The 15,338-nt window shown below is 57.1% G+C and carries 17 protein-coding genes; 5 read left to right on the top strand and 12 right to left on the bottom strand.

Going from position 1 to position 15,338, the window contains the following annotated elements; genetic code table 11:
* Positions 1 to 10: 10 nt before the first annotated feature.
* The 12 genes from ACL7TT_RS09855 to ACL7TT_RS09800 form a co-directional block, all read right to left on the bottom strand.
* Positions 11 to 496: an OmpA family protein gene (locus ACL7TT_RS09855; RefSeq protein ID WP_413395062.1), complete on the bottom strand. Its 486-nt coding sequence runs from the start codon at positions 494 to 496 to the stop codon at positions 11 to 13.
* Positions 497 to 590: 94 nt separating this feature from the next.
* Positions 591 to 1,886 (bottom strand): Tol-Pal system beta propeller repeat protein TolB, encoded by a 1,296-nt coding sequence (tolB, locus tag ACL7TT_RS09850; RefSeq protein ID WP_413395060.1) that lies wholly within the window; start codon positions 1,884 to 1,886, stop codon positions 591 to 593.
* Positions 1,883 to 2,677 (bottom strand): cell envelope integrity protein TolA, encoded by a 795-nt coding sequence (tolA, locus tag ACL7TT_RS09845; RefSeq protein WP_413395058.1) that lies wholly within the window; start codon positions 2,675 to 2,677, stop codon positions 1,883 to 1,885. The genes tolB and tolA overlap by 4 nt, the downstream gene beginning before the upstream one ends.
* Positions 2,678 to 2,683: 6 nt before the next feature.
* Positions 2,684 to 3,115: a protein TolR gene (tolR, locus tag ACL7TT_RS09840; RefSeq protein ID WP_299942466.1), complete on the bottom strand. Its 432-nt coding sequence runs from the start codon at positions 3,113 to 3,115 to the stop codon at positions 2,684 to 2,686.
* Between the two features lie 20 nt (positions 3,116 to 3,135).
* The gene (gene tolQ, locus ACL7TT_RS09835) at positions 3,136 to 3,825 is read right to left on the bottom strand and encodes a protein TolQ (RefSeq protein WP_299942467.1); all 690 of its coding nucleotides are present in this window, start codon (positions 3,823 to 3,825) and stop codon (positions 3,136 to 3,138) included.
* 3 nt (positions 3,826 to 3,828) lie between these two features.
* A complete protein-coding gene (ybgC, locus tag ACL7TT_RS09830; RefSeq protein WP_299942468.1) occupies positions 3,829 to 4,233 on the bottom strand; it encodes a tol-pal system-associated acyl-CoA thioesterase in 405 nt (134 codons plus the stop codon).
* Positions 4,234 to 4,250: 17 nt separating this feature from the next.
* A complete protein-coding gene (gene ruvB, locus ACL7TT_RS09825; protein WP_413395056.1) occupies positions 4,251 to 5,267 on the bottom strand; it encodes a Holliday junction branch migration DNA helicase RuvB in 1,017 nt (338 codons plus the stop codon).
* A gap of 15 nt (positions 5,268 to 5,282) precedes the next feature.
* Positions 5,283 to 5,894 carry a Holliday junction branch migration protein RuvA gene (ruvA, locus tag ACL7TT_RS09820; RefSeq protein WP_413395054.1) on the bottom strand — a complete coding sequence of 204 codons (612 nt, stop codon included), beginning with the start codon at positions 5,892 to 5,894 and terminating at the stop codon, positions 5,283 to 5,285.
* Positions 5,895 to 5,954: 60 nt separating this feature from the next.
* Positions 5,955 to 6,482 (bottom strand): crossover junction endodeoxyribonuclease RuvC, encoded by a 528-nt coding sequence (gene ruvC, locus ACL7TT_RS09815; protein WP_299942471.1) that lies wholly within the window; start codon positions 6,480 to 6,482, stop codon positions 5,955 to 5,957.
* A 142-nt stretch (positions 6,483 to 6,624) separates the two neighbouring features.
* The gene (locus tag ACL7TT_RS09810) at positions 6,625 to 7,368 is read right to left on the bottom strand and encodes a YebC/PmpR family DNA-binding transcriptional regulator (protein WP_299942472.1); all 744 of its coding nucleotides are present in this window, start codon (positions 7,366 to 7,368) and stop codon (positions 6,625 to 6,627) included.
* 101 nt (positions 7,369 to 7,469) lie between these two features.
* The gene (aspS, locus tag ACL7TT_RS09805; RefSeq protein WP_413395051.1) at positions 7,470 to 9,248 is read right to left on the bottom strand and encodes an aspartate--tRNA ligase; all 1,779 of its coding nucleotides are present in this window, start codon (positions 9,246 to 9,248) and stop codon (positions 7,470 to 7,472) included.
* Between the two features lie 58 nt (positions 9,249 to 9,306).
* On the bottom strand, positions 9,307 to 9,576 hold the full coding sequence (locus ACL7TT_RS09800) for an FmdB family zinc ribbon protein (protein ID WP_413395049.1): 270 nt from the start codon (positions 9,574 to 9,576) through the stop codon (positions 9,307 to 9,309).
* Positions 9,577 to 9,861: 285 nt separating this feature from the next.
* On the opposite strand from ACL7TT_RS09800, the gene ACL7TT_RS09795 reads away from it, so the two are divergent.
* From ACL7TT_RS09795 to ACL7TT_RS09775, 5 genes are all read left to right on the top strand, one after another.
* Positions 9,862 to 10,263 (top strand): HU family DNA-binding protein, encoded by a 402-nt coding sequence (locus ACL7TT_RS09795; protein ID WP_299942475.1) that lies wholly within the window; start codon positions 9,862 to 9,864, stop codon positions 10,261 to 10,263.
* Positions 10,264 to 10,474: 211 nt separating this feature from the next.
* On the top strand, positions 10,475 to 12,202 hold the full coding sequence (locus ACL7TT_RS09790) for a proline--tRNA ligase (RefSeq protein ID WP_413395047.1): 1,728 nt from the start codon (positions 10,475 to 10,477) through the stop codon (positions 12,200 to 12,202).
* 133 nt (positions 12,203 to 12,335) lie between these two features.
* Complete coding sequence (locus ACL7TT_RS09785) at positions 12,336 to 12,902, top strand: lytic transglycosylase domain-containing protein (protein WP_299942477.1); 567 nt, start codon at positions 12,336 to 12,338, stop codon at positions 12,900 to 12,902.
* Between the two features lie 3 nt (positions 12,903 to 12,905).
* Positions 12,906 to 13,970, top strand: coding sequence for a helix-turn-helix transcriptional regulator (locus ACL7TT_RS09780; protein ID WP_413395044.1), 1,065 nt, complete (start codon positions 12,906 to 12,908; stop codon positions 13,968 to 13,970).
* Between the two features lie 353 nt (positions 13,971 to 14,323).
* Entirely contained in the window at positions 14,324 to 15,160 is an 837-nt protein-coding gene (locus tag ACL7TT_RS09775; RefSeq protein WP_299942479.1) for a sterol desaturase family protein, read from the top strand.
* Positions 15,161 to 15,338 lie beyond the last annotated feature (178 nt).

Genomic DNA, 15,338 nt, shown 5'->3' with positions numbered 1-15,338 from the left:
CATTTTACGATTAGTTAATGACAACACGACGGTTCATCGCACGGACAGCTTCGCTGGAGCCGATTTCAGCGGGGCGTTCCTCGCCATAGCTGATCACTTCCAGATTTTCCCCGTCTACGCCCTGCAGCACCAAAAAGTCCCGCACCGCATTGGCACGGCGCTCACCCAGCGCCAGGTTGTACTCACGGGTACCAAGCTCATCGGCGTGGCCTTCCAGGCGCACAGCGCCCATGCTGCCGCGCATGCGGTCTGCGTGAAGGATCAGCAACTCACGGGTTTCCGGCTTCAATAGGGACTGGTCGAAATCAAAGTAAACCACATTTTCCAGAGGCGCCAGCGGAACCTCTTCAATATCCACCACAGTCGTCGTTTCTTCCACCAGTTCGTTGCCGGTCACCTGTTCGCCACTACTTCCTGTGGTGTCGGTATTGCTACAACCAGCCATTACCGCCAAAACACAGGCCAGGCCAAGACCTGTTTTTACTGATTTCAACATAAGAAGCTACTCCACTTTTAATATTTTCAAAGATCCTGAAAAGTCTTTATGGTCTTTAAACACCCTGCACCACCAGCGCGCCCGACACCCCGTCTCAATCAACGTACGGCGACCATGCCGGTTCGCGGACATCGCCCCTCTGAGAAGGCAGGTTGTATTTTACCCCCGCATCCAGCGACACCGCAGCCAAAATGCCCTTGTCGCCAAGTTTGGTCGCGTACATCAGCATAGCCCCATTTGGCGCAATGCTGGGTGATTCGTCCAATGTGGTCTCCGTGAGGACACGCATTCTGCCCGAATCGATATCCATCGTAGCGATGGTAAAGGTTCCCCGATTGCGATGCACCATAACCAGCGTCTTCCCATCAGGAGAAATACGTGGCCGCGCATTGTAGTCGCCATCAAAGGTTAAGCGGTCCACTTGACCAGTGGCAAGAGTCAATTGATAAATTTGTGGTTTTCCTCCCCTATCAGATGTGAAAACCAGCGATTTTCCATCAGGCATCCAGTTTGGCTCGGTATCAATGGAGAAGTGTCTGGTCATACGGGTAAGTTGATCACTTGTCAAATCCAGTACGTAGATTTCCGGATTGCCATCTTTGGAGAGTACCATCGCCAGTTTGGTTCCATCGGGGGACCAGGTTGGGGAGCTGTTTAGACCCTTGAAGTTGGTCAGCTGCTGGCGCTCGCGGGTGCGCAGGTTTTCGCGGAAGATCGCCGGGCGTCCGGTCTCAAAGGAGACATAAGCCAGTTCCTGGCCGTTGGGGGCCCACATGGGGGACATCACCGGGGCCTCAAAGCGGCGGATCGGCCGGGCACGGGCACCATCAATATCCGCACGCATCAGTACATAGCTAGGCTTTCCGCCACGGGTCTCTTCCCGCACATACACCATTTCTGTGGAAAAGGCGCCACGAATGCCGGTCACCGCCTCAAATATTTCGTCCGCCGCACGGTGCGCGATATCCCGTAGCTGAGCCTGCCCCCCCCGCACCTGGCGGGTAAACATCTTGTGTTGACCAAAGACATTCATCAGGTCGAAAGTCAGCAGATAACCGGACGCCTGGGGTTCAATGCGACCGGTAACGATGTATTCAGTGCCCAAAATGCGCCAGTCCCGAAACACCACATCTTTCGGCGCCTTGGGGAAGGACAACATATCCGCCTTGGGTACCGGGGCGAACAGGCCACTGCGACGCAGGTCGGCAGAGATAATCCCGGACACATCCTCGGGCAAAACACCGCTGCCGGACCAGCTGAATGGGGACACCGCGATTGGGGTGGGGTCGTCGATACCGCTGGTGATGTTCACAACCAACTGGGCGCGCGCCTGCAGACAGACAGTGGTAACAACAATAGTGACGACAGTTTTTAAGAGGTTCTGGATCATTGGCGAAGATCTTCGGGTTCAAATTTCAAAATTGTTTTGCGGACTTCACGCTCGAATACGACCGGTTCTTCCAGGGCCAGTTCGGCCACTTCGGGAAAAACCTCCACCTTGTGAATGGCAGTGAGCACCGAGCGATCGAGTGCCGCGTTGCCGCTGCCTTCCAGGATATTGGCCGCCACCACTCTTCCGGTGGGTACAAAATTGATTTGCACCAGGGTGCGCATACCATTGCGAGCGCTCGGTGGGCGGCTCCATACCGACTCTATACGCTGCTGAATTGCCTGGGCCACGGACATTACCGCCCGTTCGTCTTCGCTGGCCTCCTGCAGATCCTCTTCTTCCTGCAGCGCTTCGTCAAAGGAACTCTGACGCGCTTTCTCCAACTGTTCTTCGCGCTCCTTTTCTTTTTGCTCTTTCTCTTTGCGGTCTTTTTCTTGGCGCGCTTTCTCTTCCCGGGCCTTGCGCTCGGCCTCAATGCTCGCCTGGCGCTTCCTCTCAGCTTCCTGTTTCTTTTTGCGCTCCAGTGCAGCGCGGCGTTTGCGCTCAGTCTCTGCCTGGCGCTTTTGCTGTGCTTCGCGCTGGGCACGCTGTTGTATCTTATCCACCTTTTTGGGTAGCTTCTTTCTGGGCGTAACCGCCTCAAGCGTCACCAGCCTGGCCTGTACAAACTGCGGCATGGGCTTGTGTTCATGCGTACGGCTGGCCTCCCAACCATGGGCAATAAACGCAATCAGAACCCCGTGCAACAGGAGGCTGATCACAATCGCCAATGGGTATGCGCCTTTATTCACCAGCACCTACCCTTGGGGTGGCTCGGTAACCAAGCCGACACTGGGGGCTCCGGCCTGCTGCAATTCAGTCATGGCATTGACAATCAAACCGTAATCGGCATCGCTGTCACCCCATACCAGAACCGGGGTTTTTGGCTTTTGACGCAATACCTTGGCCACCGTCTCTTTGATTTCTGGAAGTGGCTTGGCCGCTTTCTCATCTGTACCCAGATTTAGGTAATAGGTGCCATCGGCACGCACCGAGACAATCAACGGTTCCTCGTCCGACTCCTCCATCGGCGCCGAGGGCGCGTTGGGAAGGTCCACTTTGACCCCCTGCATCAGCAATGGTGCCGTGACCATAAACACAATCAGCAGCACCAGCATCACATCGATATAGGGCACCACGTTGATTTCAGATACCAGCCTTTTTTTGCTGCCCTTGCGAAACACACTCATAGGATTCGCCTGCTCACACCTTAGCCGGAATGCACTTTGCGGTGCAGGATCGAGGAAAATTCCTCGGCAAATGTTTCGTAACTGGACAGCAACCACTCCGCCTTGGCGGAATAGCGGTTATAGGCTATCACTGCCGGAATCGCCGCAAATAGGCCCATGGCCGTGGCCACCAGGGCCTCACTGATACCGGGCGCTACCGTGGCAATGGTGGCCTGGTGCATAGTAGCGAGGCCACGGAAAGAGTTCATGATGCCCCAGACAGTGCCGAACAGACCGATATAGGGGCTGACTGAGCCCACAGTAGCGAGAAACGGCAGGTTCATCTCTACTTTCTCCTGCTCCCGCGACATACCCACACGCATGGCCCGCTCGGTTCCCTCCATCACCGCTTCAGGGCCGCTGCTGCCCTGCTGGCGCAGACGGGTAAACTCGGTAAAACCGGCGCGAAATAGGGACTCTACCCCGTCTGTCTTGCTCCGTTCAGCGCGCTCATTGCCCTCGCGGAACAGCTTGTTCAAATCGGCACCGGACCAGAAGCGGCGCTCGAAACTATTGAGAGCCTGTTTGGCCCGGGACAGATAAAGACCCCGCTGGATAATCATGACCCAGGAAACCACCGAGGCCAGCAACAACAGCAACATCACAAGCTGTACCAGTAGGCTGGCGTTCTGAATGAGTCCCCAAAGGGAAAGTTGTTCACCGGCGTTCATCTTCTAAATTACTGCCTTTAATGCTGAATAAATGGGCCCCGGCAGAGCACAGGGTTTGTGGTTGTGGTCAGCGACACAGGCAACTTTGACCACACCTTCACAAATTAGCTCATTTTGGCGCCAGATTTTTTGCTCGAAAGTCACCCCAACGCGCCCCAGTTTGCCAATCGTCGCAGTAGTGCGCAATGCATCATCGAGCCTGGCAGAGCGGCGGTACCGGATCTCGGCGGAGTGCACCACCAACAGCAGCCCCTGGTGTGGCATTGCCGGCTTATCATAGCCGAGAGAGCGCAGCAGTTCTGTGCGCGCCCGCTCCATATACTTCAAATAATTCACGTAGTAGACGATACCGCCCGCATCCGTATCCTCGATATAGACCCGTACAGGAATACTGAAAACCGCTTTCACCCCTCCCCCTTTCCGTTTTATTTATCGGGTTTCGGCAAACCGAAGTGCTCATAGGCAAGTCCGGTCACCACCCGCCCCCGCGGCGTGCGGGCAATATAACCCTGCTGGATAAGGTAAGGTTCCAGCACATCCTCAAGCGTGTCCCGCTCCTCACTCACTGCTGCAGCAAGGCTGTCCACACCGACCGGGCCGCCATCGAATTTCTCGATCATGGCCAGCAACATACGCCGGTCCGACTGGTCGAAGCCCCTGGCATCCACATTGAGCATATTCAAAGCGGCGTCGGCGATCGCCGAATCGACCGAGCCATCGCCCCGCACCTCCGCGTAATCGCGCACCCGGCGCAGCAGGCGGTTGGCGATGCGCGGGGTGCCGCGGGCACGCCGCGCCACTTCCAGGGCACCGCCCTCGTCCATACCTACCCCCATCAGGCCCGCAGAACGGTGCACGATATGAGTCAAATCCTCAACGCTGTAGAACTCCAGCCGCTGCACGATGCCGAAACGGTCCCGCAGGGGAGAGGTGAGCAGACCCGCCCGGGTTGTGGCGCCAACCAGTGTAAAAGGCGGCACGTCCAGCTTGATAGAGCGAGCCGCCGGACCCTCACCAATCATGATATCCAACTGGTAGTCCTCCATGGCCGGGTACAGGACTTCCTCCACATGAGGGCTCAGGCGGTGTATCTCGTCGATAAACAGAACATCTCCCGGCTCCAGGTTGGTCATCAAAGCCGCCAGATCACCGGCCCTCTCCAGCACCGGGCCGGAGGTAGCCTTGATGGCGCCGCCCATCTCTGTGGCGATAATATTGGCCAGGGTGGTTTTGCCCAGGCCCGGCGGACCGAACACCAGGGTATGGTCCAGGGCCTCTTTGCGCAGCTTGGCCGCCTGGATAAAGATCTCCATCTGCTCGCAGACCACCGGCTGGCCCACATAGTCCGCCAGGGTTTTGGGGCGTACAGCGCGATCATACTGCTCTTCCTGGCCTACAGGCCCCACGGGTTGGGGCGCCACCAGGCGATCGGCTTCGATCATGAAAACCACTCCAGATTAAGCGGGCGCCATACCCTTCAGTGCCAGACGGATCAGGGTCGCGCTGTCGGCATCCGGCTGCGTCTTACCGGCCCAGGCCACCATTTTACTGGCCTCCGCAGGCTTATAGCCCAATGCTGCCAGGGCACTTTCAGCCTCACCGGCATGATCCACTCTGGGCGCCGTAGTGGCCGGCACCAGCGGAATACCATTGGCGTCATTCACTTCCGGTGTCAACTTATCACGCAATTCGACAATCAGGCGCTCGGCGGTCTTCTTTCCCACACCAGGCACTTTCACCAGTGCCGTCACATTGTCTTCCGCCACACAGCGGGCCAGGGCAGCGACATCCAGGCCAGACAGAATGGCCAAAGCCAGCTTGGGGCCTACACCACTGATCCTGATCAGGGTGCGAAACACTTTGCGCTCGGCGTCGCGGATGAAGCCGTATAGCTGTTGCACTGTCTCGGAAACCGCCAGATGGGTGTGCAACTGCACCGGCTGCCCCAAAGCCGGCAGCTCGAAAATAGTGGTCATGGGCGCGAGCACCTCGTAGCCAACTCCGTGCACGTCCACCAACAATAATGGCGGCCGCATCTCAGCCAGGGTACCGCTCAATCTTCCGATCATGTGTTTTTCCAGGTTTCTGATTTTCCACCCGTGGAGGTATGGCTTTGCCTATAAACGCACCTAAACACTGAGACGGCCCCTGCGAAAGCGACTGGGCATGGCGCCGCCAGCAAGTGCTGGGAGCCGCCCCGTATGCATATGGCACAGCGCCACGGCAAGGGCATCTGCGGCATCCTCCTGCGGACAGGCTGGCAGCGACAGCAGCGTTTTGACCATATGCTGCACCTGCAATTTGTCTGCAGCGCCGTTGCCCACCACTGCCTGCTTGACCTTGCGCGCCTCGTATTCGGCCACCTCAAGGCCCCGGTTGGCACCGGCCACAATGGCAGCGCCACGGGCCTGCCCCAGCTTCAAGGCGGAACCGGCACTCTTTGCCATAAAAACATTTTCTATCGCCATTTGCACAGGCCGGTATTGCTCGGCAATCTGGCTTACTGCATCAAAAATCAATTTCAGGCGCTGTGGCAAAGGGCCCTCTGGGATACGAATCACCCCGCTGGCCACATAGTGGGCACTGCCGCGCTTGACATCGATAATGCCGTAGCCTGTTTTGCGTGAGCCGGGGTCAATTCCCAGTATCCGGGTCAAAAGGCAGCTCCCTCAATATCTGTATGTTTATATAGTAATGGGAGTGTCCCAAGGCGGGGGGAAGGCGTCAAGGGTGAACGCGGGGTGCAGCGGTAAAAGCCGGGGCAGGACGGCGCCTGCCCCTGGGGGAGGGAACGAATCCTCAGCCAAGTGCCTCCATCACCTCAACGGGAATATCCGCATTGGTGTAAACATTTTGCACATCGTCCAGGTCTTCCAGCATCTCGACCAGTGCCAGCACTTTTTCCGCTGCCTCTTTATCCAACGCTATGGTGGTGGAGGGGATCATGGCTATCTCGGCGCTATCCGGCATAAAGCCGGCCTCAACCAGTGCATCCTTGACGGTGAGGTAGTCCTGGAATTCCGTGGTCACTTCGACGTTGCCGTCGTCGTCAGTCTCAATATCCTCGGCACCGGCCTCCAGAGCCGCCTCCATCAGCGCCTCTTCATCGACCCCGGCTTCGTAGTACAACTGTCCTTTGCGCGAAAAGAGATAACTCACCGAGCCATCGGTACCCAGGTTGCCACCGCGTTTGGAAAAAGCATGACGCACCTCTGCCACGGTGCGGTTGCGGTTGTCGGTGAGACACTCCGCCAGTACCGCCACACCGCCGACACTGTAACCTTCATAAACCACCGCCTCAAAGTGTTCACCATCGGTATTGCCTACGCCGCGGGCAATGGCCTTATCAATGGTGTCGCGCTTCATATTGGCACCCAGTGCCTTATCGATAGTGGCGCGCAGGGTTGGATTATCATCGGGGTTGCCTCCTCCCTTGGCGGCCACGGTCAACTCGCGGATGATCTTGGTGAAAACCTTGCCCCGTTTGGCATCCTGGGCTGCTTTGCGGTGCTTGATATTGGCCCATTTACTATGTCCGGCCATCCTCGTCTCTCTCCATCAGTGCGCGGAGTGGGAAGTGGGCAACACACATTGCCCACAGCATGAGCTTGATGGGCTCACTTCGCTGAGCCCACCGGGGAAAATCAGCGGATAATCTCTTCCTTCTGGCGCAGGCGGATATTCAGCTCGCGCAACTGCCTGGCGTCAACCGAACCCGGGGCATCCGTCATGACACAGGCGGCACTCTGGGTTTTCGGGAATGCGATCACATCGCGAATGGAATCGCTGCCGGTCATCAGCATCACCAGGCGATCCAGGCCAAAAGCGAGACCGCCATGGGGTGGCGCGCCGTACTTGAGGGCATCGAGCAGGAAGCCAAACTTCTCGCGCTGCGCCTCTTCATCTATACCGAGGATACGAAATACCGCCTGCTGCATCACCTGATCGTGAATACGCAAGGAACCACCACCCAGTTCGGTGCCATTTAGCACCATATCATAGGCGCGGGACAGGGCACCCAATGGGTTCTGCTCCAGCGCTTCGGGGGTGCAGGAAGGTGCGGTGAAGGGGTGATGCAGCGCGGTGAGGCTACCGTCGTCATTTTCCTCGAACATCGGGAAAGCCACCACCCACAGGGGTGCCCACTCACTGGTATAGAGGTTCAGGTCCTGGCCCAGCTTGCAGCGCAGTGCGCCAAGGGCTTCCGATACAATCCTGGCCTTGTCCGCACCGAAGAAGATGATATCACCGTCTTCCGCTTGCAGACGGTCGAGAATGGCGGCGCGGGTTTCTATAGGTAGGAATTTGACGATCGGCGACTGCAGGCCATTTTCCAGGTCGGCGCGCGCGTTGACTTTGATATAGGCGAGCCCCTTGGCGCCATAGATACCGACAAACTTGCCGTAATCGTCCAGTTGCTTGCGGGTCAGCTTGTCGCAACCACCGGGCACCCTGATTGCGGCCACTCGCCCTTTGGGGTCGCTGGCGGGTCCTGAGAACACCTTGAAATCCACTTCGGTCATCAGGTCTTTGATTTCCACCATCTCCAGGGGAATACGCAGATCCGGCTTGTCGGAACCATAGCGCAGCATGGCCTGGTAGTGGGTGATACGGGGGAAGGCCCCCAGTTCCACACCCTTCAACGCCTTAAACAGCGCCCGCACCATGTCCTCGGTGATGGACATGATCTCCTCTTCCCCCAGAAAAGAGGTTTCGATATCAACCTGGGTGAACTCCGGCTGGCGATCGGCACGCAGGTCCTCATCGCGAAAACACTTGGCAATCTGGTAGTAGCGATCAAAACCCGACACCATCAACAGCTGCTTGAACAGCTGTGGGGACTGCGGCAGGGCGAAGAACTTGCCCTCGTGGGTGCGGCTCGGTACCAGATAATCGCGCGCGCCCTCCGGCGTGGCGCGCGTGAGGATCGGGGTCTCGATATCCAGAAATTCGTGCGCATCCAGGTAGTTGCGAATCGCTGTGGTAAGCCTGGAACGAAAGCGCAGATTGTGCTGCATCTCGTTGCGGCGCAAATCCAGGTAGCGGTATTTGAGACGAACGTCCTCTCCCACTTCGGTGTGCTCGTCCAGTTGGAAGGGGACGGTTTCGGCACTGTTAAGGATCTCAAGTTCGGTCCCGTAGACCTCCACCTCACCGGTATCCATATTGGGGTTCAAGGCCTCCGCAGCGCGGGCGCGCACCCGGCCTGTGACCTTCAACACATACTCGCCACGCACGCGATCAGCCAGCTCAAAATACTCGGCAGCATCCGGGTCGAATACCACCTGAACGATGCCCTCCCGATCACGCAGATCAATGAAAATCACACCGCCGTGGTCGCGGCGGCGATCGACCCAGCCACAAAGGGTTACTATACGATCAATGTCCGCGGAACGAAGAACGCCACAGAAGTCGCTGCGCATGGATAAAAATTCCCGTTATCGATGGTGAAATGGTTAACTGAGCGTACACATCGCGGGCCTAGGCCGTCTTTCCAGCCGTTTTCGCGGCTTTGTCGCCCTTGGCCTTACCGCTGTTGGCCGCATCGCCGGCCAGGTTTTTCTTATTGCCCGTCTTGAAGTCCGTCTCGTACCAACCCCCTCCCTTTAGGCGAAATCCGACTGCTGAAATTTTCTTGCTCAACTCGGCCTTACTGCAAACTGGACAATCCTTGAGCGGGTCATCGCTCATGCGCTGCAGGGCCTCCATCTCGTGGCCGCAGGCATTGCACTGGTATTCATAGATCGGCATTACTCAGTACCCGGTGCTTGAAAAAGGGAAGAGAGTATACATGAGCCCTACAGAGGGAAGAAGCGGCTCCGCCCTATCGGCCAGCCAAGAGGCTCCCAGGGACCGGTTCAAAGGTTAAAAAACACAGAAAAGCACTATTTTTCCAGTATTTCCTCGTACGATCTTGCAAAAACTATATATACTTCCCGTTAGCACCCGCTGAGACCACCGTTTTTGGACGCAGTGCAGCGGGAGTAGAAACACACTTACCGGACTTACACCGAACAACAAAGAAGGAAACCAGCCATGGCTACCAGGAAAGCTGCTCCCAAAAAAGCCGCTGCCAAAAAGGCTCCGGCTAAGAAAGCCGCACCACCGGCCAAGAAAGTAAAGGCTATCAAGGAGAAGTACACCAAGACCCAGGTTCTGAACCAGATTGCTGAAAATACCGAACTGTCTCGCAAACAGGTCCAGTCCGTTCTGGATGAATTAGGTGATATCATCGAAGGCCACATCAAGAAGCGCGCTGTTGGCGAATTTGCCCTGCCGGGTCTGCTGAAAATCACCACGGTGAAGAAACCAGCTAAAAAGGCCCGCAAAGGCATCAATCCCTTCACTGGCGAAGAGACCATGTTCAAGGCCAAGCCGGCGAGCATTCAGGTGAAAGTCCGCCCGCTGAAAAAACTGAAGGAAATGGCCGAGACCTGATCCTCCGCCGGCCCCAGAGCTGAAAACCCCGCATACGCGGGGTTTTTTTTGTCGGGATATCACCAAGCGGACTTGCCCGTGCCACCGGCAACAACCGCCGCGTTCTATCGCTGGCAACGCCCCATACCGCAAAGCCGCCGCAGGAATATTTATTGTGCGGTAAATAGCGTAAAATACCCGGTTTACAGCTAATAAATCCCAGTTAATCCCTATGCGCGCATCCCGTTATCTCATTGCAACCCAAAAAGAAACACCCAACGATGCCGTAGTCATCAGCCATCAACTGATGCTGCGCGCGGGCATGATCCGCCGCTTGGCGTCGGGCCTCTACACCTGGTTGCCCACGGGACTGCGCGTGTTGCGCAAGGTCGAGCGCATCGTCCGCGAGGAAATGGAGCGCGCCGGCGCGCTCGAGGTGCTGATGCCGGTGGTACAGCCGGCCGAGTTGTGGGAAGAGTCCGGGCGCTGGCAGCAGTACGGCCCCGAGCTGCTGCGCATCCGCGACCGCCACGGCAATGCATTCTGTCTGGGGCCAACCCACGAGGAGGTGATCACAGACCTGATCCGCAACGAAATCAACAGTTACAAGCAGCTACCGGCCAATTTCTACCAGGTGCAGACCAAATTCCGCGACGAGATTCGTCCCCGCTTCGGCGTGATGCGCGCGCGTGAATTCACCATGAAGGATGCCTACTCCTTCCACGCCAGCGCGGATTCCCTGCAGGAGACCTACGATGTTATGTACAACGCCTACTGCCGTATTTTTGAGCGCATTGGCCTGGACTATCGCCCGGTGCTGGCGGATACCGGCGCTATCGGTGGCTCAAGCTCCCACGAGTTCCACGTCCTGGCGCAGAGCGGTGAGGACGATATCGCCTTCTCCACAGATTCCCGCTACGCCGCCAATGTGGAGCTGGCGGAAGCCGTCGCGCCTGCCGGGGCCCGGCCCGAACCCAGTCGGGAGATGCGGGAGGCGTATACCCCGGGTCAAAAATCCATCGCTGCGGTAAGTGACTTTCTCACGGCAGACCCGGCACACTCCGTGAAAACACTGATCGTTCTGGGTGAATGTGAACAGGGCGAAAGCGCACCGCTCATTGCCTTGATACTGCGCGGTGATCACGACCTGAATACACTCAAGGCGGAAAAACTGACCGGTGTCGCCAGCCCGTTGCAGTTTGCCCCCGAGCCGCGTATCGCTGAAGAATTGCGCTGTACTGTCGGCTCACTGGGTCCGGTGGGTATGCAGATTGAAACCATTGTGGACAGGTCCGCTGCCCATCTGGCGGACTTTATCTGTGGTGCCAATCGCGACGACTATCACTACACCGGCGTAAATTGGGGCCGCGATGTGAAACTCGGCCGCGTCGAGGATTTGCGCAATATCGTCACCGGTGATCCCAGCCCGGATGGCCTGGGCACCCTGGAAGTCAAGCGTGGCATCGAAGTGGGCCACATTTTCCAGTTGGGCGACAAGTACAGCCGCGCCATGAACGCCACCATCCTCAATGAGAACGGCAAAGAGCAGCGGATGACCATGGGTTGCTACGGCATCGGTGTGTCCCGTATTGTGGCCGCAGCCATCGAGCAGAACCACGACAGTGCCGGTATTCTCTGGCCCGACGCCATTGCCCCCTTCCAACTGGCAATTGTGCCCATCAATATGCACAAGAGCGACGCGGTCCGGGACAAGTGCGAACACCTGTACGAATCCCTGCACAGTAGAGGCATTGATGTGCTGCTGATGGACGAGCCCAAGGCGCGCCTTGGCGCCATGTTGGCGGATATTGAGCTGCTGGGTATTCCCCACCGCATTGTTATTGGCGATCGCGGCCTGGAAAAGGGCGTGGCAGAGTACAAGGGCCGCGCCGATATTGAGGCCCAGGAATTTGCCCTCTCTCAGTTGGAGGCCGTGCTGCTGGAGAAAATTGACTACTGACACCCCGTATTCCGGTCCGCCGAAGTTTGGGCCGGAGGTCCCGCTTACCGGGGAAGCGGTAGGCAAAGTGGGTGATACCACCCGTCAAAATAGGGACTGCCCATTTTCTCAGGCTTTTCGTAAAATCCCTGGCATGATGAGAAAAGCTACTGCTGCTCTGCTGCTCTGCCTGGCCTGGAGCAGTGCCGAATCCCAAAGTCCCACTGTGGAGGTCGACCCTGAGTTGCGCCTCGCGTTACAGGAAGCCATCACCCAGGCGGGCAGCTTTGTGGATCGCTTCGATGCCGAAGTGTGGCTGATGTCAAAATCCCAACCACTTTCCCGCTATATCAAAGACCCGAAAGAGCGTATGCAGGTGTTAAAGGCAGTGCACCGGGAAGCCACCCGGGCCGGCCTGCGCCCGGAGATCGTACTCGCCGTAATCCAGGTAGAGAGTGCCTTCGATCCCTACGCAGTCTCCCGTGTCGGTGCCCGGGGCATGATGCAGGTCATGCCTTTCTGGAAAAAGGAAATCGGGCGCCCGGATGACAACCTGATCAATATGGATACCAACCTGCGCTATGGCTGCACCATCCTCAAGCACTATATCGAAAAGGCCAAAGGCAACCTCGCTAACGCCCTTGCCTATTACAATGGCAGCTACGGTCGCCATACCTATAGCCGCAAGGTTCTGGATGCCTGGGCAACACGCTGGAGATAAGCCATGACCGCCGGTTATTTATTTTTCTCCGGCGGCGCCTGTGCACTGCTAGTGCTGGCAGCGGCAAAAGTGTCTTTGAATCACCATCGACTGGCCGCCGGACGCTGGCTGATACTGGTGTTGGTTGGCGTCATCTGCTATTTGCTGTGGCCGACACTGCCGCCAATGCCTTTGACAGGCGCGTTCCTGGTCAACCTGCCGGTTATCCTTGTGCCCGCAGCATTCTGGCTCTTTACCCACCTGCTTTGCCGGGAGGAAGAGCCCTTCCCGCGCTGGGGCTGGATACCTATCGGCCTCTCTATTGCATCGAGTATTTTTGTAAGGTACGCGCCAGTTTCCCTGGCTTCGGGGATCCAGGCCTTGCTCTTTAACCTATCTCAGCTACTCAGCATGGGCCTGGTTGGCGCCGGCATGCTGACGCTGCTGGGGCAATTCCACTCGGACTTGGTAGAGGAACGCCGGCGGCTGCGCGCCATTTTGTTGATTGCAGTGGGTGTCTACATGTTGATTGTGATCGGCGCCGAATCCCTGTTTACCTACCGCCCCGTACCCAACGGAGTGCCAACCCTGCATGCGCTACTCGCCAGCCTGCTCTCCCTCGCCGCCTGCCTATGGTTGCTGGCACTGTCACCCAGTGCTTTGGGGGAGTCCCTGCCCCCGTCGGCCGCCCCCATCGAAGAGGCGGCTCCCGCTCCTACACAAGTGCCCTCTCCGGATGAACAACAGCTGGCGCAAATGAGAAAGCTGCGGGCACATATGCAAAACGGGGGCTATCGCCAGACAGGGCTCACTATCCGTGAATTGGCTGAGCAACTGGATACCCGCGAGCATCTATTGCGCATCCTGATCAACCGCCATCTGGGTTATCGCAATTTCAACGAATATCTGAACCAGTTCCGTATCGATGAGGCCAGCGCACGCCTGGCCAATCCCGAGCAAGCCCACCTGCCGGTACTCACCATCGCCCTGGATATTGGTTACCGTTCATTGAGCCCTTTCAACGCCGCCTTCAAGCGCCGTCACAACCTGACCCCAACTGAGTACCGCCGGCAAAAGTTACCTACCTGAATCGGTGCGGGTTCGAAATCCGTTAGAAGTTTTTCACTTTCCGCAAGCCGCGCCATGGAAATCTCTCCAGACTGGGAGCACCACTGCAAGTAGCACCTTGATAAGGGTGGTACACGGTATCCCGATATGCTGTCACGGCAACCAAACAGGTTTGTGCGACAGTGCTGTACGGAATGGTGCCACCGTCAATCACAGGGCGGCGGGCGCCTTTGAGATTCAGGCAATTTGGTACACGTTTCGCCAGTATTTTAAGGGCAACCATTAACAATGGTCATGACAAACCGATCCGTTTGCCGGGTTATATAGCAGGGATACGACGTCTCCATTCCCAATACAAAATTGATGGTGAGTGTATGGATTTTCTAATGGACCTGGCCCAATACGGAGCCAAACACTTTCAATTGACCCTGTTTCGCTATGTGCTGGCAGCCTCTGTCATGAGTATCTGCGCAGGCTGGTTGTTTCGCACCTGGATGCACCGGCGCCGTATTCAAAAGCACCGTGCGGGGTGGAAGGATATACGCCGCGAGGTCAGCTTCTCCATGCTGACCGTGTGTGTTTTTACCGTAATCGGCACCATTGTCAGCCTGCTTGAAGAGATGGGGCTGACAAAATTATATTGGCAATGGAGCGACTACCCCATGTGGTGGAATATCGCCAGCCTGCCGGTGCTAATCCTTTTGCACGATGCGTACTTTTACTGGACTCACCGGGGAATGCACCACCCAAAAGTGTTCAAGCACTTCCACCGCCTGCACCACCTGTCCCGAACCCCCACGCCCTGGACGGCCTACAGCTTTTCCGTGGGTGAGGCCGCACTAAATGGACTCTTCTCCCCACTGATCGTCCTCATGATTCCCTTACACCCGACTATTTGGCTCTCTTTCGTGTTTATCATGATTTTCCGCAACGCCATGCTGCATACGGGCTGCGAGTTCCATCCGCGCAGCTGGGTGGACGGCCCATTGGACAATATGACCACCACCACCCACCACGACCTACATCACCAGCGTTTCCAGGGCAACTACGGCTTCTACTTTACTTGGTGGGACCGTTGGATGGGTACGGAATTCAAAGACTACAAACTCGCTTTTCGCCGGGCGGTAGACGGGAAGCAGTATGGCGCAGCGCAAGAGAAGGCATCCGGCACCCATATTAACTTAAGCCCTAGCGGTAATATACCGGCCTGACCCATCCGGCCCGCAGCTGGCCAAACGCACCAGGACGCAACCCGTTAGCTGTGGGCAACATTCATAAGCGAAAGTTGATTGCTAATCCCTACAGGCGGGGACCGCCACTGGCCATAGACTGACACAAGCCTTTGGAATCGGGGCGGCTATACGCAATTGCAGCGGTACCTCAAAGGCA

Origin of the sequence: Microbulbifer jejuensis (genome assembly GCF_047289955.1) — a bacterium.
Classification (GTDB): Bacteria; Pseudomonadota; Gammaproteobacteria; order Pseudomonadales; family Cellvibrionaceae; genus Microbulbifer.
This window is presented reverse-complemented; position numbering and strand designations above follow the sequence as displayed.

Excerpts from the sequence above, each read along its gene's own strand:
- tolQ (WP_299942467.1), bottom strand. The coding sequence starts at position 3,825 with ATGAACGCCGGTGAACAACTTTCCCTTTGGGGACTCATTCAGAACGCC.
- ACL7TT_RS09780 (WP_413395044.1), top strand. The coding sequence starts at position 12,906 with ATGACCGCCGGTTATTTATTTTTCTCCGGCGGCGCCTGTGCACTGCTA.
- tolB (WP_413395060.1), bottom strand. The coding sequence starts at position 1,886 with ATGATCCAGAACCTCTTAAAAACTGTCGTCACTATTGTTGTTACCACT.
- aspS (WP_413395051.1), bottom strand. The coding sequence starts at position 9,248 with ATGCGCAGCGACTTCTGTGGCGTTCTTCGTTCCGCGGACATTGATCGT.
- ACL7TT_RS09800 (WP_413395049.1), bottom strand. The coding sequence starts at position 9,576 with ATGCCGATCTATGAATACCAGTGCAATGCCTGCGGCCACGAGATGGAG.
- ruvA (WP_413395054.1), bottom strand. The coding sequence starts at position 5,894 with ATGATCGGAAGATTGAGCGGTACCCTGGCTGAGATGCGGCCGCCATTA.
- ACL7TT_RS09785 (WP_299942477.1), top strand. The coding sequence starts at position 12,336 with ATGATGAGAAAAGCTACTGCTGCTCTGCTGCTCTGCCTGGCCTGGAGC.
- ruvB (WP_413395056.1), bottom strand. The coding sequence starts at position 5,267 with ATGATCGAAGCCGATCGCCTGGTGGCGCCCCAACCCGTGGGGCCTGTA.
- ACL7TT_RS09855 (WP_413395062.1), bottom strand. The coding sequence starts at position 496 with ATGTTGAAATCAGTAAAAACAGGTCTTGGCCTGGCCTGTGTTTTGGCG.
- ACL7TT_RS09790 (WP_413395047.1), top strand. The coding sequence starts at position 10,475 with ATGCGCGCATCCCGTTATCTCATTGCAACCCAAAAAGAAACACCCAAC.
- ACL7TT_RS09810 (WP_299942472.1), bottom strand. The coding sequence starts at position 7,368 with ATGGCCGGACATAGTAAATGGGCCAATATCAAGCACCGCAAAGCAGCC.
- ACL7TT_RS09775 (WP_299942479.1), top strand. The coding sequence starts at position 14,324 with ATGGATTTTCTAATGGACCTGGCCCAATACGGAGCCAAACACTTTCAA.
- ACL7TT_RS09795 (WP_299942475.1), top strand. The coding sequence starts at position 9,862 with ATGGCTACCAGGAAAGCTGCTCCCAAAAAAGCCGCTGCCAAAAAGGCT.
- tolR (WP_299942466.1), bottom strand. The coding sequence starts at position 3,115 with ATGAGTGTGTTTCGCAAGGGCAGCAAAAAAAGGCTGGTATCTGAAATC.